Origin of the sequence: Flavobacterium suncheonense GH29-5 = DSM 17707 (assembly GCF_000430025.1) — a bacterium.
GTDB lineage: Bacteria > Bacteroidota > Bacteroidia > Flavobacteriales > Flavobacteriaceae > Flavobacterium > Flavobacterium suncheonense.
On sequence record NZ_KE387020.1, the window covers coordinates 83,278 to 102,444 of the forward strand.

Sequence of the window (19,167 nt, forward strand, 5' to 3'; positions counted from 1 at the left end):
TTATTATTGGAAATAAGAATTAACTTTATCGATAACAAATTGCTGCTCCTGATCCGTCAAAGTCGGATACATCGGTAAGCTGATACAATGTTTGTAATACGCTTCGGCTTTAGGCATATCGTTTTCATTCCAGCCCAATGCTTTGTAATACGGCATCAAATGACAAGGAATGTAGTGAATCTGTGCAAAAATTTTATGTTCACGAAGATAATTGTACAAGCCCATACGGTCCTCAACTTCAATCACATACAAATGGTACGCATGGCCTTCCACAAAACCGGACTGCCCTTTGATGAAATTTTTTCCCGAAAACGAATCGTTGTATTTTGCCGCTATTTCTTTACGTCTTGCAATACCTTTATCGGCTCTTGAAAGCTGACTGATTCCCAAAGCTGCCTGAAAATCGGTAAAGCGGTAATTATAGCCTAAAGTCTGCATTTCCATATACCAACCCGGATAGGTTGCCGCGGCGTTAACTTCCTGACCCACCGCAAATTCAACGGTATTTTTAAAACTGGCTGTATCCCTTGTAATACCGTGAGTACGAAGTTCTAAAAGTTTTTTATAAAGTTTTTCATCGTTGGTGGTAATCATTCCGCCTTCTCCTGTGGCAATATGTTTTACCGGATGAAATGAAAAAATGGCTAAATCCGCAAAGTTTCCGTTACCGCAGTTTTGCTTTTGGTTCTGACTATCCACAAAATAACCTCCCGGCGCATGACACGCGTCTTCGATGATCCACAAACCGTATTCGTCTGCTAATCTTCTAAACGCCTCCAAATTGACTGCTCTTCCGGCAAAATCAACCGGAATGATGCCTTTGTAGGTTCCTTTAGGAGAAGCTTTCAACAACTCCTCAACAGCTTTAACATCCAGCAGATAAGTATCCGGATCAATATCCGAAAAAACCACTTCTCCACCGCAATAACGAACACAATTCGCCGATGCTGCAAATGTAATCGGAGTGGTAATGACTTTATCGCCTTCTTTTACGTCTAAAGCCAGAGCGGATAAATGCAAAGCAGCAGTTCCGTTAGAAACCGCCACTGAATATTTACAGCCTATATATTCGGAAAATGCTTTCTCAAATTCTAAAATGGTTGGGCCTTGGGTCAGAAAATCTCCTTTGAGGGCTTTGGCAACCGCCTGGATGTCTTCTTCTGTAATATTTTGTTTTCCGTAAGGTATCATGTAAAATTATTTTGGTTCAAAATCAGGGTAAAGGTGCTCTTTAATCTGTTCTCTCATACTGGCAACCGTTTCCCATTCTGTATTTTCTCCTGATGTATAGCTGAACCCCTGCGGAACTATCTTTGCATTAAAATGCTTCTTGTAATCCTCCAGATTCCAGTTGGTAACCTGTGGCAGAATCACATAGTATTTTCCTAAATCGTAAGTAGTGAAGGAATCTGAAGAAGTGATCATCTCTTCGTGCACTTTTTCTCCCGGACGAATTCCAACCACCCTGTGCTCACAATTTGGTGCGATTGCCTGAGCTACATCCAAAATGCGGTATGACGGAATCTTAGGCACAAACAATTCGCCTCCCCAGGCTGTGTCCAACGCATGAAGTACCATATCGACACCACCTTGCAAAGAAATATTGAAGCGGGTCATGTTGACATCGGTAATTGGCAATACGCCTTCTTCTCTCTTTTTCATAAAGAACGGAATTACCGATCCGTTAGAACCCATAACGTTTCCGTAGCGGACAACCGAAAATTTAATATCCTGTTTCCCTTTGATGTTATTGGCCGCAATGAATAATTTATCGGATGTAAGTTTCGTAGCCCCATACAAATTGATGGGAGCACAAGCTTTGTCGGTTGACAATGCTACCACTTTGGTTACACCGGAAGACAGACATGCCTTAATAACGTTTTCCGCACCTCCGATATTGGTTTTCACGCACTCATCCGGATTGTACTCTGCAATATGCACGTGTTTCATTGCTGCAGCGTGAATAACATAGTCTATCCCGTTGAAAGCTCTTTTCAGACGCTCCAAATCCCTAACATCACCGATAAAATAGCGTATTGCCGGATATTCAGACTCAGGAAACTCCTGTGCCATCTGAAACTGTTTCTGCTCGTCACGGGAATAAATCACAAGTCGGCTTACATTGGGCCATTTCTTTAAAATCGTCTTGGTCAATTCTTTGCCTAACGAGCCTGTTCCGCCTGTAATTAATATAGATTTATTATTCAGCATTTTTTATAATTTTTAGTCTACAAATATATAAATTTAAGATTTAGTTGTTAGCCTTAACAGAAGACATCTTTAACATTAAACCGCAGATTTTTCTACAGAACCAATAGTTAAGTATATTTGTAAAAAATATTAAAAATGGATCTTAACACCGAAGTTCACAACGCCTACGAAGTCATTAAAAACGGTGGCATCATTCTCTATCCCACCGACACCGTTTGGGGAATCGGCTGTGACGCTACCAATCCGGAGGCAATTAAAAAGATTTATGCTTTGAAACAGCGCGAAGAAAGCAAAAGCATGATTGTTCTGATGAATTCCGACCGCATGATGTACAACGTGTTCAAAGACATTCCGGAAGTCGCCTGGCAGATTCTGGATTTATCCGAAAAACCAACCACGTTAATCCTAGACAATCCGCGAAATGTAGCCGAAAATATTATTGCCGAAGACAAAACACTCGGGGTTCGCCTGGTTAAAGAACCGTTCTGCTTCAAACTGATGGAGCGTATGAAAAAGCCGTTGGTTTCCACTTCCGCAAATATTTCCGGACAGCCTACACCGAAATCGTTTAAAGAAATCAGTCCTGAAATTTTAAAAGGTGTGGACTATGTGGTAAATTTGCAGCACGATAAAGTTTGCGACAAACCTTCCACGATTATTAAACTAACGTCTGACAGTCAGGTGAAGATTATCCGAAAATAGTGTAGCATCGCAGTCTCAGATTACAGTCAGGACTTTAAACTTCAGCATGAATTACAAAGAAGCATTACAAGATAAAATATTCAAAATCACCACACAGGCAGCCCAAGAACTGAACGTGGAAAGCTACGTCATTGGCGGTTTCGTTCGTGATTTGCTTTTACAACGCAATCACAAAAAAGACATCGACATCGTAGCGGTGGGCAGCGGCATCGAACTCGCTTTAAAAGTATCCGAATTACTGCCGAACAAACCCAAAGTTCAGGTTTTCAAAACCTACGGAACGGCTATGTTGCGCTATCACGACATGGATATTGAGTTTGTGGGTGCCCGAAAAGAAAGTTATCAGTTTGAAAGCCGGAATCCGGTGGTGGAAAACGGGACTTTGGAAGACGATCAGAACCGACGCGATTTCACCATTAATGCCTTGGCGCTTTCGCTGAACGAAAAGAATTTCGGCGATTTGGTCGATCCGTTCAACGGATTGCAGGATTTGGAAAACAAAATCATCCGAACGCCTTTAAATCCTGATATTACGTATTCCGACGACCCGTTACGCATGATGCGTGCAATTCGTTTTGCTTCCCAACTGCATTTTGAAATCGAAGCCGAATCGTTGGAAGCCATTTCCCGAAACAAAGACCGCATTAACATCATTACCGGCGAGCGAATCGTGGATGAACTGAACAAAATACTGATGTCAGACAAACCATCGGTCGGATTTTTACTGTTGTATAAAACCGGTTTGTTAGACATCATTCTGCCGGAACTGACCGCTTTGAACAATGTGGAAGAAGTGGAAGGTCATACGCATAAAAACAATTTCTATCATACTTTAGAAGTAGTCGATAACATCTGTCCGAATACCGATGACGTTTGGCTGCGCTGGGCGGCTTTATTGCACGATATCGGCAAAGCACCAACGAAGAAATACAACAAAAAACAGGGCTGGACGTTTCACGGACATGAATTTCTGGGTGGAAAAATGGCGAAGAAAATCTTTGTCCGTTTGCACATGCCGTTAAACCAAAAGCTGAAATTTGTACAGAAAATGGTAACCATGAGTTCCCGACCTATTGTATTGGCTCAGGAAATCGTGACCGATTCAGCAGTACGTCGTTTGGTTTTTGATGCCGGCGAAGATGTGGAAAGCCTGATGACTTTATGTGAAGCCGACATCACCACTAAAAATCCGAAGAAATTCCAGAAATACCACAACAATTTTAAAATCGTTCGTGAGAAAATTGTAGAAGTGGAAGAACGCGACAGAGTCCGTGTGTTTCAGCCGCCGATTACCGGTGAGGAAATCATGGAATTGTTCAATTTGAAGCCTTCACGGGAAATCGGAATGTTGAAAGAAGCGGTGAAAGAAGCGATTTTAGAAGGGGAAATTCCGAACGAATATCAGGCGGCTTACGATTTTGTTTTAAGAAAAGCAGAAAAAATGGGCCTAAAAAAAGCAACATAAAAACACCTAAGTTTAACTTTTATCCCATTGCTTTTTGACGGTGATAACGGTAACTTTGCGGCAAATACCACGATTTCAAATGAAAAAAGAAAACAAATCTGTAATTATCTGGTTGTTATCCGGTTGTGTATTATTATTCATCATGGTGATGGTTGGCGGTATCACCCGATTGACCAACTCCGGTTTATCGATGACAGATTGGCATTTAATTACCGACACCTTCCCTCCAATGACCGAAGAAAAATGGACACAAGCCTTCGAAGAATACAAAAAATTTCCCGAATATCAGCTTATTAACATTCACAATGATTTTGATCTGGACGATTACAAATTCATCTACTTCTGGGAGTGGTTTCATCGTTTCATTGGTCGTATTATCGGAGTAGTGTTTATAATTCCTTTTGTTTATTTCCTGATCAAAAAACGCTTGTCTTCTGAAACCATCAAAAAATGCATTGTGCTTTTGGGAATGGGTGCATTTCAGGGATTCTTGGGTTGGTTCATGGTAAAAAGCGGTTTAATCGACATGCCGGATGTGAGTCATTTCCGCCTGTCGCTACATCTGACCTTTGCATTTATTACTTTCGCCTACACCCTTTGGGTTGCTTTAGATCTGATGTATCCTGACAGAAATAAAATTATCAAACCGTTGCGAACCATCGCCCGAATTGCCTTAATCGTACTCATCATTCAAATTATTTACGGTGGTTTTGTGGCCGGTTTAAATGCCGGTTTAATTCACAACCATTGGCCGTTAATGAGTGACGGACAGTTTTTCCATGAAAGCATTGCCCTTGAAAAAGATTCGTGGTTGTTACGATTTACAGAAGGAAAAAGCGGGGTTCAGTTCGTACACAGAACTTTCGCCTATGCAGTGGTGGGCACGATCCTGTATCTGTATTTCCGTTCCAAAAAGTATGAACTTAACGAGACACAGAAAAAAGGAATCAATGTCTTAGTGGTGATAGTCTTCATGCAGTTTGCTTTAGGAGTTTTCACTTTGCTGTACCATGTACCGCTTTGGTTGGGATTGGCGCATCAGCTGGTGGCTTTTATGCTGCTTTCGGCCATGGTGTTTAGCTTGCACCGATTGAGTAAATAAATTGTAACAGGACTAAATCAAAACCCTTTCGAAAAGCCAAAATACCGAAACAAGTTCCTGCCGGATTTCAGTAATACCTAAACAATCCTATATTTTCCCTATATTTGAGAGAACTCCAACAGTTTTGTTATGGATTTACTCTGGAAATACCTGAAACCTTACCAATGGTGGGTTGTTTTAACTTTGGTTCTGGCCGGAATTGCTCAAATTTTAGCCCTATATGATCCGATTATTTTTGGGAAGATTATCGACGATTATGCCCTGAATCCGAAACAACAGCATAACGACCAACTGGTAAACGGTGTTTTAAAATTACTCGCCTTAGCCATTGGCATTGCCCTTGCTTCCCGCTTGGTTTCTGCGTTTAAGGATTATGTGTTGCGGATGATTGTACAAAAATTCGGGATGCAGATTTTTAACGACGGACTACGCCAGACCCTGCGATTGCCCTATCAGGAATTTGAAGACCAAAGCAGTGGCGAAATCTTATCCATACTGCAAAAAGTACGTGCCGATACGGAGAAATTTTTATCTTCATTTATCAATATTCTGTTCTCATCGTTGGTGGGTATTGGCTTTTTAATGTGGTATGCCGTCACCAAACATTGGGCACTGATTCCCGTTTTTTTAATTGGCGTTGTGCTTTTAGGTGGATTGACCAGCATTTTAAGCCGTTCCATCAAAACCCTGCAGCGTTCCCTCATTCGGCAAAACCGTCAGATGAGCGGCACCATTACGGAAAGTTTGCGCAACATCGAACTCGTAAAAAGCCTGGGCTTAACCTATCCGGAAATTCGCCGTTTGCGACTGCACACACAGGAAATTTACGACCTGGAGATGGAAAAAGTAAAAAAAATGCGAACCCTCACCTTTCTTCAGGGAAGCATTTTAACCTTGCTGAAACAATCCATCCTGTTTATTTTGCTGTGGTTGATTTTTAAAGACGTTTTATCCGCCGGAGAATTAATTTCCATGCAATTTATTTCTACCGGAATCATTGGTCCTTTGCAGGATTTGGGAAGCATCATTCTTTCGTATCGGGAAGCCGAAACCGCTTTGCACCTTTTCAACGATTTAATGCAGAAAAAACCCGAATTCAGCCCGGAAGAGCCTGTTGATGTGGGCGAAATTGAAAATTTACATTTTAACAACATCGTTTTCCGTCATAAAAATGCCACTCAAAATGCTATTCAGAACATCTCGTTTCAGGCGAAATTAGGCGACACCATAGCCTTTGTCGGCCCGTCCGGTTCTGGGAAATCGACTTTGGTGAAATTGCTGGTGGGTTTGTATCGTCCGGTGGAAGGCGATATTTTGTATGACGGTGTGTCCATCAACGAATTGCGGTACAACAGAATCCGGCGTCAATTGGGTTTTGTAACGCAGGATACGCAATTGTTTTCCGGAACCATACGCGAAAATCTGTTGTTCGTAAAACCCGATGCCACCGAAGAAGAACTGTTAGAATCGATTCGGAAAGCATCTGCCACAAACATAATCAACAACAGCAAAAAAGGACTCGATACGGTTTTAGGCGAAGGCGGAAAAAAATTGTCCGGTGGTGAAAAACAACGTCTTTCCATCGCACGGGCATTACTTCGAAAACCCCGGCTGCTTATTTTTGATGAAGCCACTTCAGCCTTAGATTCCCTTACCGAAGAACAAATTACCAAAACAGTTAAAGAGATTTCCGCCAACAAACAGCAAATCACCATTCTGATTGCGCACCGTCTGTCTACGATTATGCATGCCGACACGATTTTTGTACTGGAAAAAGGCCAAATCTCCGAACAGGGTTCACATACCGAGCTGCTGGATAAAAAAGGTCTGTATTATGCGATGTGGCGTCAGCAAATCGGGGAACGCGAAAAGAGAACCGGCGAAACTATCCTATCCAGTCTTTAAAATCGTTTACTCTTTCCCGGGCGACGATAACCTCATCTTCATGATAGGTTGGTAAAATTACTTTCAGACGGGAGTTGCTGTGGAGCTGGATTTCCCTGATGGCTTTCATCGGCACTATGAATTTTCGGCTTACGCGGTAAAAATCCTTTGGATTGAGTTCGGTTTCGAGTTGTTCTAAGGTTCCGTCCAACAGGTAATTGCGATTGTCTACCGTGTGCAGATACGTACCTTTGTTTTCGCTGTAAAAACATTCCACTTCTTCTACATTGATCAGTTTTAACTGCTGACCGATTTTTACCGTGAATCGTTTTTTATAGTTTTTATCAATCGGATTGACGAGCATCTTCTTAATCATTTCAAAATCCAACGATAAATTCTGCGGCTGACTGCGGGCTTTGAATTTGTTGACCGCGGCTTCCAGATCGTCTTCGTCAATCGGTTTTAAGAGATAATCGATGCTGTTCAGTTTGAAAGCGCGTAAGGCATATTCATCGTATGCGGTTGTAAAAATCACAGCGCTTTTGATGTCTATTTTCTCAAAAATTTCAAACGACAAACCGTCGGACAATTGTATGTCCAGAAAAATCAAATCCGGATGCGGATGGTGCTGAAACCAGTCCAGCGCTTCTTCTACCGAATGCAGCATGGTGTTTACCGTCAATCCTAATTTTTCCACTTTGCGCTGCAACAGACGGGCGGCCGGTTTTTCGTCTTCGATGATGATGATGTTCATTTTTTAAGAGGCTAAGGTACTAAGGTTACGAAATAAATTAGTATTGAAAACTGAAACTACTACTGAAAACTGTAACTAAAATTACTCCCATCTGTCCTGCTGCTGACGTTCCTTCTCCATGAATTCTTTGATTTTCTTTTCTTCCCAGTCTTTGCCGAAAATTAGGTGATGCCCGAAAACGCTGACCGCATGCGCCAACAAACCGATTCCCCAAAAGAAAGCCGTAAAGAAGTTTTCAAACTGAAAATAACTTTCGCCCGGTTTTAAATTGCTGATGTTCAGAAATACTATCATGATGTTTACCAATACATAAGCCATCAGATGGGAATAAAAACCTTTTAATCGTTTTACCCTTTTCTTGGCGTCTTCATAGCGCTCGTCGAAATGGTCGTTATAGTTTTCCATGATCTTCATTTTTAAATTTTTCTTTCTGGCGTTCTTCTTCCTCCAGGAATTCTTTCAGTTTGCGTTCTTCCCAATCCTTGCCGAAAAAAGGCATATAATTGAAAACCCGCAATCCGTGCATGGCTACCCCGATTCCCCATCCCAGCATCGGCCAAAAAAACCATAAGTGTTCCGGTGAGGTGAGCAGGTTAATCACCAGAAAAAATATATTGACTAAGATATAAACCGTTAAGTGTCCGTAGAATCCTTTGATTTCGTCCACTCTTTTTTTCGCTCTTTCAAATTGCTCGCGATTATTTGGTTTTGCTTCCATGTTTTTAGTGTTTACCTCCAGTTTTGTTTCGTTTTGTCTTTGTTGAGTATTTCCCGGATTTTGCGTTCTTCCCATCTCGATCCGTAGCTGAAAACTCCGAAACCGTGCATAAAAAGTCCCATTCCCCAGCCTATCATCGGAAACCAGAACCACTGAAATTTAGGCGAAAAGTTAAGGTTAATAAAAATCAAAACCGGAATGACCACGCAATAGGAAATCAGACTTCCGTAAAAACCCTTTATGGCTTCCACCCTTTTCTTCGCTCTGTAATAAGCCGAATCGTCAGCTGTTTTATGTGCTGTATGCATGATGCCTACCTGCTTGGTTAATAGTGGTAAAGCTACCATGAATTCGGTTTCGGTTTGCTGAATACTTACTTTCCGCTCGGTAAGAATCGCGTACCGGTTGATAATATTCTGTAAACCAACTCCTTGCCGATCTTTTAAAACTTCTTTTTTCTGCAAATCGTTTTGAACCACCAGACAGTTGTTCCGTTCAAAAATCCTTATTCTTAGTGGTTTTTTTTCGCTTACCACATTGTGCTTCACCGTATTTTCCAAAAGCAGTTGCAACGACAACGGTACTACTTTCGCTTCCGGATTGTTTACGGTTTCGGGCAATTCGTAAAAAATACTGTTCTCGAACCGCATCTTTAAAAGGTTCATGTACGTTTTGGCGAAAGCGAGTTCTTCTTCAATGCTTACCAGTTCTTTGTCGCGCTGTTCCAACACATACCGGTAAATTTTAGACAGGGATGACGTGAATTTCTGCGCGCTGTCCGGATTTTCTTCAATCAGAGAACTTAACACATTCAGGCTGTTGAACAAAAAATGCGGATCAATCTGGTTTTTTAAACTTTCAAATTTAGCCGAAGCGGTTCCTGCAATGATTTTCTGCTCTTTAACCCTGTTTTCCTGATACGAACGATAGAAATACGCCGCATGAACAAACAGACTGACAATAATCGTTATAATTGCTGATACAATGTAATTCGAAGCGTGTTCATGCTGTAAAAACACATCGATGCTTTTCGCGTTTACGATTACTTCTTCGAAAAACCTCAACAGGAAAATCACGCAAACGGTTACAACGAGCGAGAGGGAAAAACTCAGCGCAATCCGTTTTACGGAAAACCGGTTTTTTATGAATATTTTATCTAAAAAGACAAACAAAAAGGCATTCACCAGGTACAAACTTACCGTATACAACAAGGTATACTGAAGGTTTAACAGTAAATTGTTGTCCCATTGAATGCTTCCTCCCGTGAGCCATCTTAAAAAAAGTAAGACGAAGAAAATACCCAACCCAAGGGTGACAGAACGCAGAAAGTGTCTTAAAAATATATTCATAAAAATTAATTATACTTTGACTCTTGCAATAGCGGATGCAATAAAGCCAACTCCCATTCCCACAAGGGTTCCAACAGCAGTGTTCTGCACATACATTCCGATTCCGATTCCTACAAACATACAGCCGATGAAAATCGCACCGGCAATTTTGTTTCTATTCTGATTTTGTGTTTCCATTTTTATCGTTTTTTAGTGATTCCTGAATTATTTTCCGCAAGTAGCCAAAACTTCTTTAGCTCTGTCTAATCCCCAATTCGGGTGAAACGGTGTTTCTGGTTTAAATTTAGCAAAAAGTTCGATAGAACGTTCAATTTCCTTACACATTGGTTTGGTATCCGTTCCCCAGTATTTGGCGCCTCCGATTTCAAACTCGGCTTTCGAGAACACCACACGCGGGTTTTCTGGCGCTATGACTTGTGCTTTGTAATACTGTTCCATGGCTTTTGAGGAATACTTCATCCCGTTGGCCATCGGATCCTGAACAATCCAGGCGGTATAAATTAACGCCTGAACCACCATTAATTCCGGATTGTTCGGGCTGATGGCCGTTGCATCGTCTAAAGCAATTTGCGCCTTATCCAAATACGCAGGGTTTTTGGTTTTATCCTGAGATTTGAACGCTTCAATAGTATTTACCAGTGCCACATAGTAATTCGGCAGCCAATTGTCTTTTTCCACCGAAGCAATTCTTTCAAAAATAGCAGTGGCTTCAGCTACTTTATTTTCTTTCCATAACCCTAAGGCTTTCTCCATTCCCTGTTCGTACTTTGACGGACCTTGTGCGAAAGCTAATCCGCAGATGAATACTACTAATGATGTGATAACTTTTGTCATGATAATTCGTTTTTAAGTTGATTACTATTTGCTTTACGATTGATTTTTAACTGATGATTGAAATTTCTTTTAATTTATACTCCAAAGATATTTCAGTTGGTGCACCTTATAAATTAATGTTTACTGAACTGTTGAATTTTTAGGATGAACCGTATTACAAATTATCCAGCTGATTTTTAGACTTATCCTTGCTTATCGTCCAGAAAAAACCGATGAAGAAGAAACGGTCGGCCGGCTGTGTGATGGCCTGGCGCTGGAATTGTCCGCTTAAATCAGGAGAATTGGCGTATTGGTAACCGAAAACATTGTCGCTTCCCAAAACATTTGATACCGAAAAATACAAGATTTTCTGCGGGGACAACAAATACGCCCAACTGAGGCTCAAACTGTTGTACTCTTTTGTTTTTCCGTTCATAAAAGCGGTTTCGTTCGGATTGTTGTACGGACGACCCGTGGCAAAACTGTTGGTCACGCTCAATTGTGATTTCCATTTGTCAATCCAGTATTTTCCAACTACCGAAAGCGTGTGGCTGGCTACAAAATTCGGTGTTACTTCGGCTTTGTAATTTTTATAATCCCTTTTGCTGTCGATGTACGAATACGACACCCAGTAATCTAAATTTTTCACCGATTTGCTGTCGCGCCAAAACACATCCAAACCTTTGGCAAAACCGTAACCGTTATTGTTGTAAATACTGTTAAACATGGCCATTTCGGAATCGTATTTCACCAAATCCGAATACTTTTTATAGAACAATTCGGTGCGTAAAGTCTTGCCGTTGCTGCCATACATATAGTTTAAAATATAGTGTGACGTTTTTTCATAATCGAAATCGGAATGATACTTCAGGTACTCCAGTTTCGGATTCTGATGAAAATCGCCATAGGCTAACGAAACCTGTCCGTTTTTGCTGGTTTTATACGCCAGTGAAATCCTCGGATCAATGGAGCTTTTGTTGATTAAATCGCTGTTCATGGCTCTTACGCCCACTTTTGCCGCAAAATTTTTGGAAAAGAAGATGTCCGATTCTGCATAGGCTGCTCCGATGTTGTTCCGGAAACCGCTTTGGTAAACTCCGATGTTGTATTCATTATAGTTTTCGTCAAAATCTGTGATGAAATAATCGCCGCCAAAAGTCAAATGAACGCGGCTTGAGAACTTTTTGGTCAGTTTCAGTTTCAGGTGCGATGCATTTTCGCGGTTGTGAAGTTTGTCCAATTCCAAACCGATTTTGTTCTGACTGTAGCCAAAGCTGATTCCCGTCTGAACGCTCCAACCTGACCCAAAATTTCCTTTGTAGGACGAATTCAGATAAAAATTATTGTTTTGCGTGTCAACCCGAATTGGTTCCGGAGCATTAATATCTTTTTGGTTCAAATCGAAAGCTGCATAATCAAAGGCCGCATACAATTTGAACAATCCATTCTCAAAATGCCTTCTGAAAACCGTTTCGCCGGATAGGGACTGATACGGTTTGTTCCAGTCTACATGCTGCTTGATGATTTTCTGATACGGTTCTAAATTGATATACGACAAATTAAAAGTTAAGGAACTTTTCTCCCATTTTTGCGTATTGCCCAAACCTAATCCAACGGTCATGAACGACAGGTCGGTTTGCTCCTGTTCGGCTTCGTTGATGGTATTCAGCAGCAAAACACTCGAAAGCGCATCGCCAAATTCTGCCGAATAACCGCCTGTGGAAAATGTCATTCCGCTAAACAGAAAAGGGGAAAAACGGCCGCGTGTAGGCAAATTGTTCGCGGTTGCGCCGTACGGTTGTGCCACGCGAATCCCGTCGATATAGGTTTGCGTTTCATCGGATTCCCCGCCACGGACGAACAATCTTCCGCTTTCACCGACAATCTGTGCGCCCGGCAACGTCTGCAAAGCACCTACAATATCCCCGGCGGCTCCGGCTGTCGTTACGATGTCCAGAGGTTTTAACGCGGCAGCTTTTGAATTATCGCCTGCTTTAAAATTTCCGGCTGTAATTACTACCGCATCGAGTGTGTTGACACTTTCTTTCAGCTTCCATTCCTGTGGCTGGTACGTTTCAATTTCGATGGGAATTCGGGTGGTTTCAAAACTCAGGTAGGTGATTACCAAAGTCTGGTGGCCTTTCTCTGTTGTGGTAAAGGAAAAATCGCCGTTACTATCAGAAGTTGCTCCGTCGTAGGCGCCTTCAATAAAGACATTCGCACCTTCAATCGGCTTGCCTTTATGAGTGATTACTTTTCCGGAAATTGTAGTTTGTGCTACCGCAACGGTTCCGCATAAGACTACTAAAAATGTAAATAACTTGTTCATTTGGGTTGCATTTGATGGAGCAAATTTCCACCAGAATTATTTCTGAAAATAATAAAGCATACCGAACCGTAGATTTTAAAGGATGAACTGTGAGCCATTAAAACAATGGATAACTCATGAAACCTATTTTTGTATATTTGAACTTCTTAAAATATTTCCTTATGAAAAAACTAGCATTCCTTCTGCTGTTGAGTGTGTCAGCTTTTGCTCAAGAAAATCAAACAACATACGATGAAAAACTTGCTAAGGAAGTAGGTGCCGATCAGTACGGTATGAAGACCTATGTTTTCTGTATTTTGAAAACAGGCAGCAACACCACAGCTACCAAAGAAGAACGCAACAAGTATTTTGAAGGTCATATGGAAAACATCAACCGTTTGGCTAAAGAAGGGAAATTAGTGGTAGCCGGACCGTTTATGAAAAACGACCGAAACTATCGGGGGATTTTCATTTTTAACTGCTCTACCGTGGAAGAAGCGCAAAAATTAGTGGCAACCGATCCGGCTGTGGCAGCCAAAATCTTTGAAGCCGAACTTACACCTTGGTACTGCAGTGCGGCCCTGATGAAAGTTTCCGAAATACACGACAAAATTTCCAAAACCAAGATTTAATGAACATTGAAGAACTTCAGCGCTTGTGCAAAGCACTTCCCCATGCAACGGAAGACATCAAATGGGGCAATGATTTGTGTTTCTGCATCGGAGAAAAAATGTTCTGCGTTATCGGACTGAACCAATCGCCCACTTCAGCCTCATTTAAAGTTACTGACGAAGAATTTGAGGAACTTTCCGCGAGACAAGGATTCCAGCCTGCGCCTTATGTTGCGCGTTACAAGTGGGTTTTGGTGCACGATACCAATACGTTGTCTGCTAAAGAATGGCAGCATTACGTAACGCAATCGTACACGCTGGTAAAAGCCAAACTCCCGGCCAAAGTAAGGAAAGAAATCGACGGCGAAAAAAAATAAATTACTTCCCGAATTTGGAATTTTAACATTTTTTGACCACTTTTTGGTTTTGCAGCAGTTATTTTTGTACCTCATCTGAATTACAATTCCATGTCTAAAACTGCATTAATTCGCAAAAACTATAAACTGATTAAATTTCAAAAACTAAGCATTGTTTCGGCATTGATTGGTTTTTTATGTGCTTTCATGTCGGTATCCTTAAAACGGCTGACTGAACATTACGAAGAAATTCTGTTTCACAAAGCCAGTTTAAATTGGGTGTTTTTCCTGATTTTCCCGCTGGTTGGTTTATCGGTAATTTACTTTTTGCGTTCGTATTTGTTTAAAAAGAAAGAAAACAAAGGCATAAAGGAAATTTTTGAAGCCCGCGATTCGAAAGCCAAAAAGCTTCCGGTTTACAAAATTCCTTCACATTTTTTCAACGGATTGCTTACGGTAGCTTTTGGCGGTTCTACCGGAATTGAAGTGTCAACCGTTGTGGCATCTGCTGCGATTGGTTCGGTGGCACAACAGAAAGAAAACCTGTTCAAACGACACAAAACCGAACTAATCTGTGCCGGGATTGCTGCCGGAATAACCGCGCTGTTCAGCAGTCCGGTTGCCGGGATTTTGTTTTCCTTCGAAGTGATTTCCCGAAAAGTAACCAAAACTTTTGCGTTAACGACTGTTTTGGCGGTTGCGGTTGCGTATAGCTTTATTTTGGTTTTGGATGAACAACCACTGTTTCAGGTTTCCGTTTCAAACTGGCATTTGTATGCGCTTCCTTATTTTCTGCTGTTGGGTGTTTTAGCCGGTGTGAATTCTGTCTATCTGACCAAGGCCGTTATTTACATTAAAAAGAAGTTTGCAGCCATTGAAAAACATTCCGTAAAAATTATTACCGGTTCGGTTATTATCAGTACTTCGCTTTTAGTTTTGCCACAATTATACGGGGAAGGTTATCACGCCGTAAAAACGATTTTCACGAATCCGGATTCGATTGTTTTGACCACTTCTTTTACAATAACGATGTTGGGGATTTTGTTTTTAAAACCCATCATTACATCGGTTACTTTAGCATCCGGAGGCGATGGCGGCGTTTTTGCGCCGAGCATGTTTATCGGGGCATTTTTAGGTTTGCTTACCGCTTTGGTACTGAATACGTTTTTCGAGGCCAATGTCATCCCGCTCAATTTCATGATTATCGGAATGGCCGCCATGTTGAGCGCGAGTATTCACGCACCTTTTACCGCATTATTCCTCATCTGCGGACTGGTTAACGATTATACTTTGTTTTTCCCAATTCTTGTGGTTTGTCTGGTTTCCAAAACGACCGCAAAATTAATTTATCCGTATACTGTTTACACTTTTCAGCCCAACACCGTAAAGTAACATGCCAACCAAAAAAATAAAACGCGGTTATCGCACCACCCGATACATTCTTTACAAAGAAACCCTTGTTGATTTTAAAGAACATTTCTGGGCTTTTGTGGGCGCTTTTGTGGGGATGGGGATTATCGCTTATTTGCAGTACAACGCCTTTCCGAAGGAAGATTTTGTTTTTCTGATTGGATCGTTCGGAGCGTCGTGTGTTTTGGTGTATGGCGTGATTCAAAGCCCTTTGGCACAACCGCGAAACCTTATCGGCGGGCATTGCATCTCGGCATTAGCCGGAGTGACTGCGGTAAAATTATTTCCGGAAACTATCTGGTTAGCTTCCGCGATTGCTGTAGCCTCTGCCATTGTATTGATGCAGATTACCAAAACGCTTCATCCGCCCGGTGGTGCAACAGCTTTAATTGCCGTAACAGGATCTCCCGCCATTTTAAAACTTGGCTATTGGTACGTTTTAACTCCTGTTTTGAGTGGTGCGCTGATTCTTTTTGTAGTAGCCCTGATTTTCAACAACATCACCACAAACAGACAATATCCGACCAATAAAAAATTTACGAAATTCAAAACAAAATTTTTAAAACAGATTACATTCGACAAAAAGAATTCCATCTGATTTTCATAAATTGCGGTTCATTTAAAACACACAACTAAACTTCATGCGAAAATCAAAAGCCTTTTGGACGGGCACATTGGGAGTAGCGCTTTTTGTTTTTACAACTTTCTTAGGCGGTCTGTTAGATCCGAAATACAGCCATACTTCACAATTTATCAGTGAATTGTATGCCGATAATGCGGGCCACGCAGATTTTTTACGCTTCTTTGGTTATATCCCAAGCGGAATTCTGTTCTCCCTTTTTTCTGTTTTTGCCATTATGGAAACCCCAAAGTCTACTTTAAGAACAGTTGGTTTTTTAGGCATTGGGATTGGTTATGGAGTGGGCACCATTATTTGCGGCTTTTTCAATTGTGATACAGACTGCAACCCTTATTTCATCAACCCGAGTTCGTCGCAAATCATTCATAATTTTGTAGGTTTCATCACGTATACGATTTGTCCTCCGGCTATTTTTCTGCTTGGCTTTTCTGCCCGAAAATGGCGCAAAGGGAATATGCTTTCCAATATTAGTTTTGCCCTTTCACTGCTGAGTTTTTGTTTTTTCGGATTGCTGAATGCCAATTTACACTCACCCTACAAAGGACTGATTCAACGGGTACTTGAAGGCAGCATTCTGCTGTGGATTTTGTATTGTTCCTATTATCTTTTAAAACTCAAACGAACGCCGTAATGCTGTCTATCAATAAAATACACCACATTGCCATTATCACTTCCGATTACGAAAAATCGAAACACTTCTACACACAGATTTTAGGGCTGGAAATTGTTCGGGAAGTGTATCGGGAAGCGCGGCAATCGTATAAACTCGACTTGGCTTTAAACGGCGTTTACGTTATCGAACTGTTTTCTTTTCCCAATCCTCCGAAACGGGTTTCCAGACCGGAAGCAGCCGGATTGCGTCATTTGGCCTTTGAAGTAAACGACATCGAAAAGACAAGAGCTTTCATCCTGTCCAACGGAATCGAAGCCGAAGCCATCCGCACCGACGAATACACCGGAAAAGCGTTTTTCTTCCTTGCCGATCCGGACGGTTTGCCTATCGAATTCTATGCGAGCTGATTAAAATCTTATCAACAATTCGCAAATCCGGAGTCGAAATTCACAATTAAATTTTACCTTTGACCTTTCCAAAAATTACAGAATCATGGTTTATAAATTTAGAGTGATTTTAGATGCTGAAGAAGATATTTTCCGCGACATTGCCATCCTTGAAGACGATACTTTAGAAGATTTGCACAACGCCATCGTAAACGCGTTTGGTTTTGACGGAACGGAAATGGCTTCGTTTTACACCTGTGATGATGCCTGGACACAAGAGGATGAAATTCCGATGTTCGATACGGGCGATGTTCCCGGTGAACTGAAAACCATGGCCGATTATCCGCTTTCTTCTATTCTGGATGAAAATGCGACCAAGATTATTTACGTATACGATTTCTTCAACATGTGGACGTTTTTCGTGGAATTAGCCGCTGTAGAAGCTGAAGAACCCGGAGTTTCCTATCCGGAATTGCTGTTTGCCCACGGTGAATTACCGGCCGATGCCCCAACCAAAGATTTCAATTCCCCAATTGTATCCAAAGACGATATGTACGGAGAATTTGAAGACGATTTCGACGACGAAGACTTCGACATGTTTGACGGAGACGACTCGTTTGAGGATTTTGGCTATGAGGATAATAACTGGAATTAATTTGAAGTAGCAAGGGACAAGAAATACTCGACAACAACTTGGAGCCAAGATTTAAGAATGTTCTTTTTTCTTGGTTCTTTTATCTAAAAATACTGCAAAAAAATGATTAATCTATTCAACACCCACATCGACAACTTATCCATCCACCGCGTTGGAAACAAAAGCCGTAACGAAGCGATTTTCCTTTCGGAGCAACCGTATGGTCTTAACGATGAGATCATGCCGCTTTTAAAGGAGTTTTTCTTTAAACCGTTCCGTGACAAAGAGGAAAACTATTATCAGTTTGCCCACGATGTGGATTTGGATTACAACGAAATGTACAATTTTGCCAACGAGATTTTTGCGAATCCGGGCAGTGTACATGAAGTTTCAAAGAAAATAACCAAACACCTGTTTGAGCAGTCCAATCATCCGCACATTAAAAACGGAGAGGTTTATGTGACGTATTTGACTAACGTTTCCATCGACAATAATGTGGTAGATGCTATCGGGGTTTTCAAAAGCGAATTGAAGGCTGATTTTCTGCAGTTTGAAGAGAAAGATGCCAACCTGGAAATGATTCTGCAACAGGGAATTAATCTTAACAAACTGGACAAAGGCTGTTTAATCTTCAACTACAAAAAAGAAGAAGGTTATAAAATTCTGACGGTGGACAGCAACCGTTACGATGCCCGTTACTGGTTAGAGCATTTCCTATCTGTGGATGCGTTTCAGGATGAGAATTTCATCACTAAAAAGTATTTGAAATTCTGTCAGGACTTTGCCAAAGAAGTGGTGTTGCCGGCTGAAGACAAAAAAGAAGAAGTAATGTTCATGAACCGCGCGGTAAATCACTTCGCGAAAAACGACAACTTCGAAGAATCGTTGTTTTTAAACGAAGTAATTGACAATCCGGACTTGATTTCCGAATTCAAAAATTATAAAGTAGACAAAGGCGAAAAATACAGCATTGAAGATTTAACCACCTTCCCTATTGCCAACGCTGCCGTTTCCGATGCCCGCAAAAAAATGAAAAACGTTATTGAACTGGACACCAACATTCAGATCAAACTGGATTTCATCAACCCGGAAAGTGCTGAAAAATTTGTGGAAAAAGGCTGGGACGAAGAAAAACAGATGTATTACTATCTGGTGTATTTCAACAAAGAAAACAAGTCATAATGCTGATTTTCAACAAAATAACCAATCCC

The 19,167-nt window shown here is 41.2% G+C and carries 21 protein-coding genes; 12 read left to right on the forward strand and 9 right to left on the reverse strand.

What is annotated here, in order from left to right; all coding sequences use genetic code 11:
• Positions 1 to 3: 3 nt before the first annotated feature.
• Together pseC and pseB are read right to left on the reverse strand one after the other, a co-directional pair.
• Positions 4 to 1,191: a UDP-4-amino-4,6-dideoxy-N-acetyl-beta-L-altrosamine transaminase gene (gene pseC, locus G498_RS0110540; protein WP_026981114.1), complete on the reverse strand. Its 1,188-nt coding sequence runs from the start codon at positions 1,189 to 1,191 to the stop codon at positions 4 to 6.
• 6 nt (positions 1,192 to 1,197) lie between these two features.
• Positions 1,198 to 2,211 carry a UDP-N-acetylglucosamine 4,6-dehydratase (inverting) gene (gene pseB, locus G498_RS0110545; protein ID WP_026981115.1) on the reverse strand — a complete coding sequence of 338 codons (1,014 nt, stop codon included), beginning with the start codon at positions 2,209 to 2,211 and terminating at the stop codon, positions 1,198 to 1,200.
• A 135-nt stretch (positions 2,212 to 2,346) separates the two neighbouring features.
• Here pseB and G498_RS0110550 point away from each other — a divergent pair, with 135 nt between their 5' ends.
• The 4 genes from G498_RS0110550 to G498_RS0110565 all read left to right on the forward strand — a co-directional run bounded on the left by G498_RS0110550 (position 2,347) and on the right by G498_RS0110565 (position 7,385).
• A complete protein-coding gene (locus G498_RS0110550; protein WP_026981116.1) occupies positions 2,347 to 2,913 on the forward strand; it encodes an L-threonylcarbamoyladenylate synthase in 567 nt (188 codons plus the stop codon).
• 46 nt (positions 2,914 to 2,959) lie between these two features.
• Positions 2,960 to 4,378: a CCA tRNA nucleotidyltransferase gene (locus tag G498_RS0110555; RefSeq protein ID WP_026981117.1), complete on the forward strand. Its 1,419-nt coding sequence runs from the start codon at positions 2,960 to 2,962 to the stop codon at positions 4,376 to 4,378.
• 79 nt (positions 4,379 to 4,457) lie between these two features.
• The gene (locus G498_RS0110560) at positions 4,458 to 5,480 is read left to right on the forward strand and encodes a COX15/CtaA family protein (protein ID WP_026981118.1); all 1,023 of its coding nucleotides are present in this window, start codon (positions 4,458 to 4,460) and stop codon (positions 5,478 to 5,480) included.
• Between the two features lie 129 nt (positions 5,481 to 5,609).
• The gene (locus G498_RS0110565) at positions 5,610 to 7,385 is read left to right on the forward strand and encodes an ABC transporter ATP-binding protein (protein WP_026981119.1); all 1,776 of its coding nucleotides are present in this window, start codon (positions 5,610 to 5,612) and stop codon (positions 7,383 to 7,385) included.
• Here the strand turns inward: G498_RS0110565 and G498_RS0110570 are convergent.
• From G498_RS0110570 to G498_RS0110605, 7 genes are all read right to left on the reverse strand, one after another.
• Positions 7,366 to 8,118, reverse strand: coding sequence for a LytR/AlgR family response regulator transcription factor (locus G498_RS0110570; protein ID WP_026981120.1), 753 nt, complete (start codon positions 8,116 to 8,118; stop codon positions 7,366 to 7,368). The two genes, G498_RS0110565 and G498_RS0110570, sit on opposite strands and share 20 nt — an antisense overlap.
• 81 nt (positions 8,119 to 8,199) lie before the next feature.
• Entirely contained in the window at positions 8,200 to 8,523 is a 324-nt protein-coding gene (locus G498_RS0110575) for a 2TM domain-containing protein (protein WP_026981121.1), read from the reverse strand.
• On the reverse strand, positions 8,510 to 8,836 hold the full coding sequence (locus G498_RS0110580; RefSeq protein ID WP_026981122.1) for a 2TM domain-containing protein: 327 nt from the start codon (positions 8,834 to 8,836) through the stop codon (positions 8,510 to 8,512). Before G498_RS0110580 ends, G498_RS0110575 begins: the two co-directional genes overlap by 14 nt.
• A gap of 11 nt (positions 8,837 to 8,847) precedes the next feature.
• Positions 8,848 to 10,185, reverse strand: coding sequence for a histidine kinase (locus G498_RS0110585; RefSeq protein ID WP_026981123.1), 1,338 nt, complete (start codon positions 10,183 to 10,185; stop codon positions 8,848 to 8,850).
• Positions 10,186 to 10,194: 9 nt separating this feature from the next.
• On the reverse strand, positions 10,195 to 10,362 hold the full coding sequence (locus G498_RS15890; protein ID WP_165569392.1) for a hypothetical protein: 168 nt from the start codon (positions 10,360 to 10,362) through the stop codon (positions 10,195 to 10,197).
• 27 nt (positions 10,363 to 10,389) lie between these two features.
• Positions 10,390 to 11,019 (reverse strand): tetratricopeptide repeat protein, encoded by a 630-nt coding sequence (locus G498_RS0110595; RefSeq protein ID WP_026981124.1) that lies wholly within the window; start codon positions 11,017 to 11,019, stop codon positions 10,390 to 10,392.
• 154 nt (positions 11,020 to 11,173) lie between these two features.
• The gene (locus G498_RS0110605; protein ID WP_026981125.1) at positions 11,174 to 13,327 is read right to left on the reverse strand and encodes a TonB-dependent receptor; all 2,154 of its coding nucleotides are present in this window, start codon (positions 13,325 to 13,327) and stop codon (positions 11,174 to 11,176) included.
• A gap of 161 nt (positions 13,328 to 13,488) precedes the next feature.
• On the opposite strand from G498_RS0110605, the gene G498_RS0110610 reads away from it, so the two are divergent.
• The 8 genes from G498_RS0110610 to G498_RS0110645 all read left to right on the forward strand — a co-directional run bounded on the left by G498_RS0110610 (position 13,489) and on the right by G498_RS0110645 (position 19,138).
• The gene (locus G498_RS0110610) at positions 13,489 to 13,938 is read left to right on the forward strand and encodes a YciI family protein (RefSeq protein ID WP_026981126.1); all 450 of its coding nucleotides are present in this window, start codon (positions 13,489 to 13,491) and stop codon (positions 13,936 to 13,938) included.
• On the forward strand, positions 13,938 to 14,294 hold the full coding sequence (locus G498_RS0110615; protein ID WP_026981127.1) for an MmcQ/YjbR family DNA-binding protein: 357 nt from the start codon (positions 13,938 to 13,940) through the stop codon (positions 14,292 to 14,294). Before G498_RS0110610 ends, G498_RS0110615 begins: the two co-directional genes overlap by 1 nt.
• Before the next feature lie 90 nt (positions 14,295 to 14,384).
• Complete coding sequence (locus tag G498_RS0110620; RefSeq protein WP_026981128.1) at positions 14,385 to 15,665, forward strand: chloride channel protein; 1,281 nt, start codon at positions 14,385 to 14,387, stop codon at positions 15,663 to 15,665.
• Between the two features lies 1 nt (position 15,666).
• The gene (locus tag G498_RS0110625) at positions 15,667 to 16,281 is read left to right on the forward strand and encodes an HPP family protein (protein ID WP_026981129.1); all 615 of its coding nucleotides are present in this window, start codon (positions 15,667 to 15,669) and stop codon (positions 16,279 to 16,281) included.
• Positions 16,282 to 16,324: 43 nt separating this feature from the next.
• Complete coding sequence (locus G498_RS0110630) at positions 16,325 to 16,954, forward strand: DUF998 domain-containing protein (RefSeq protein WP_026981130.1); 630 nt, start codon at positions 16,325 to 16,327, stop codon at positions 16,952 to 16,954.
• On the forward strand, positions 16,954 to 17,343 hold the full coding sequence (gloA2, locus tag G498_RS0110635; protein WP_026981131.1) for an SMU1112c/YaeR family gloxylase I-like metalloprotein: 390 nt from the start codon (positions 16,954 to 16,956) through the stop codon (positions 17,341 to 17,343). Before G498_RS0110630 ends, gloA2 begins: the two co-directional genes overlap by 1 nt.
• An 85-nt stretch (positions 17,344 to 17,428) precedes the next feature.
• Entirely contained in the window at positions 17,429 to 17,977 is a 549-nt protein-coding gene (locus tag G498_RS0110640; RefSeq protein WP_026981132.1) for an IS1096 element passenger TnpR family protein, read from the forward strand.
• A gap of 102 nt (positions 17,978 to 18,079) precedes the next feature.
• On the forward strand, positions 18,080 to 19,138 hold the full coding sequence (locus G498_RS0110645) for a nucleoid-associated protein (RefSeq protein ID WP_026981133.1): 1,059 nt from the start codon (positions 18,080 to 18,082) through the stop codon (positions 19,136 to 19,138).
• The last annotated feature ends 29 nt before the right edge of the window (positions 19,139 to 19,167 follow it).

Coding starts and splice junctions, on each gene's coding strand:
- G498_RS0110555 (WP_026981117.1), top strand. CDS start 2,960: ATGAATTACAAAGAAGCATTACAAGATAAAATATTCAAAATCACCACA.
- G498_RS0110620 (WP_026981128.1), top strand. CDS start 14,385: ATGTCTAAAACTGCATTAATTCGCAAAAACTATAAACTGATTAAATTT.
- pseC (WP_026981114.1), bottom strand. CDS start 1,191: ATGATACCTTACGGAAAACAAAATATTACAGAAGAAGACATCCAGGCG.
- G498_RS0110595 (WP_026981124.1), bottom strand. CDS start 11,019: ATGACAAAAGTTATCACATCATTAGTAGTATTCATCTGCGGATTAGCT.
- G498_RS0110645 (WP_026981133.1), top strand. CDS start 18,080: ATGATTAATCTATTCAACACCCACATCGACAACTTATCCATCCACCGC.
- G498_RS0110560 (WP_026981118.1), top strand. CDS start 4,458: ATGAAAAAAGAAAACAAATCTGTAATTATCTGGTTGTTATCCGGTTGT.
- G498_RS0110570 (WP_026981120.1), bottom strand. CDS start 8,118: ATGAACATCATCATCATCGAAGACGAAAAACCGGCCGCCCGTCTGTTG.
- G498_RS0110575 (WP_026981121.1), bottom strand. CDS start 8,523: ATGGAAAACTATAACGACCATTTCGACGAGCGCTATGAAGACGCCAAG.
- G498_RS15890 (WP_165569392.1), bottom strand. CDS start 10,362: ATGGAAACACAAAATCAGAATAGAAACAAAATTGCCGGTGCGATTTTC.
- G498_RS0110625 (WP_026981129.1), top strand. CDS start 15,667: ATGCCAACCAAAAAAATAAAACGCGGTTATCGCACCACCCGATACATT.
- G498_RS0110550 (WP_026981116.1), top strand. CDS start 2,347: ATGGATCTTAACACCGAAGTTCACAACGCCTACGAAGTCATTAAAAAC.
- G498_RS0110640 (WP_026981132.1), top strand. CDS start 17,429: ATGGTTTATAAATTTAGAGTGATTTTAGATGCTGAAGAAGATATTTTC.
- G498_RS0110585 (WP_026981123.1), bottom strand. CDS start 10,185: ATGAATATATTTTTAAGACACTTTCTGCGTTCTGTCACCCTTGGGTTG.
- G498_RS0110580 (WP_026981122.1), bottom strand. CDS start 8,836: ATGGAAGCAAAACCAAATAATCGCGAGCAATTTGAAAGAGCGAAAAAA.
- pseB (WP_026981115.1), bottom strand. CDS start 2,211: ATGCTGAATAATAAATCTATATTAATTACAGGCGGAACAGGCTCGTTA.
- G498_RS0110605 (WP_026981125.1), bottom strand. CDS start 13,327: ATGAACAAGTTATTTACATTTTTAGTAGTCTTATGCGGAACCGTTGCG.
- G498_RS0110565 (WP_026981119.1), top strand. CDS start 5,610: ATGGATTTACTCTGGAAATACCTGAAACCTTACCAATGGTGGGTTGTT.
- gloA2 (WP_026981131.1), top strand. CDS start 16,954: ATGCTGTCTATCAATAAAATACACCACATTGCCATTATCACTTCCGAT.
- G498_RS0110610 (WP_026981126.1), top strand. CDS start 13,489: ATGAAAAAACTAGCATTCCTTCTGCTGTTGAGTGTGTCAGCTTTTGCT.
- G498_RS0110630 (WP_026981130.1), top strand. CDS start 16,325: ATGCGAAAATCAAAAGCCTTTTGGACGGGCACATTGGGAGTAGCGCTT.
- G498_RS0110615 (WP_026981127.1), top strand. CDS start 13,938: ATGAACATTGAAGAACTTCAGCGCTTGTGCAAAGCACTTCCCCATGCA.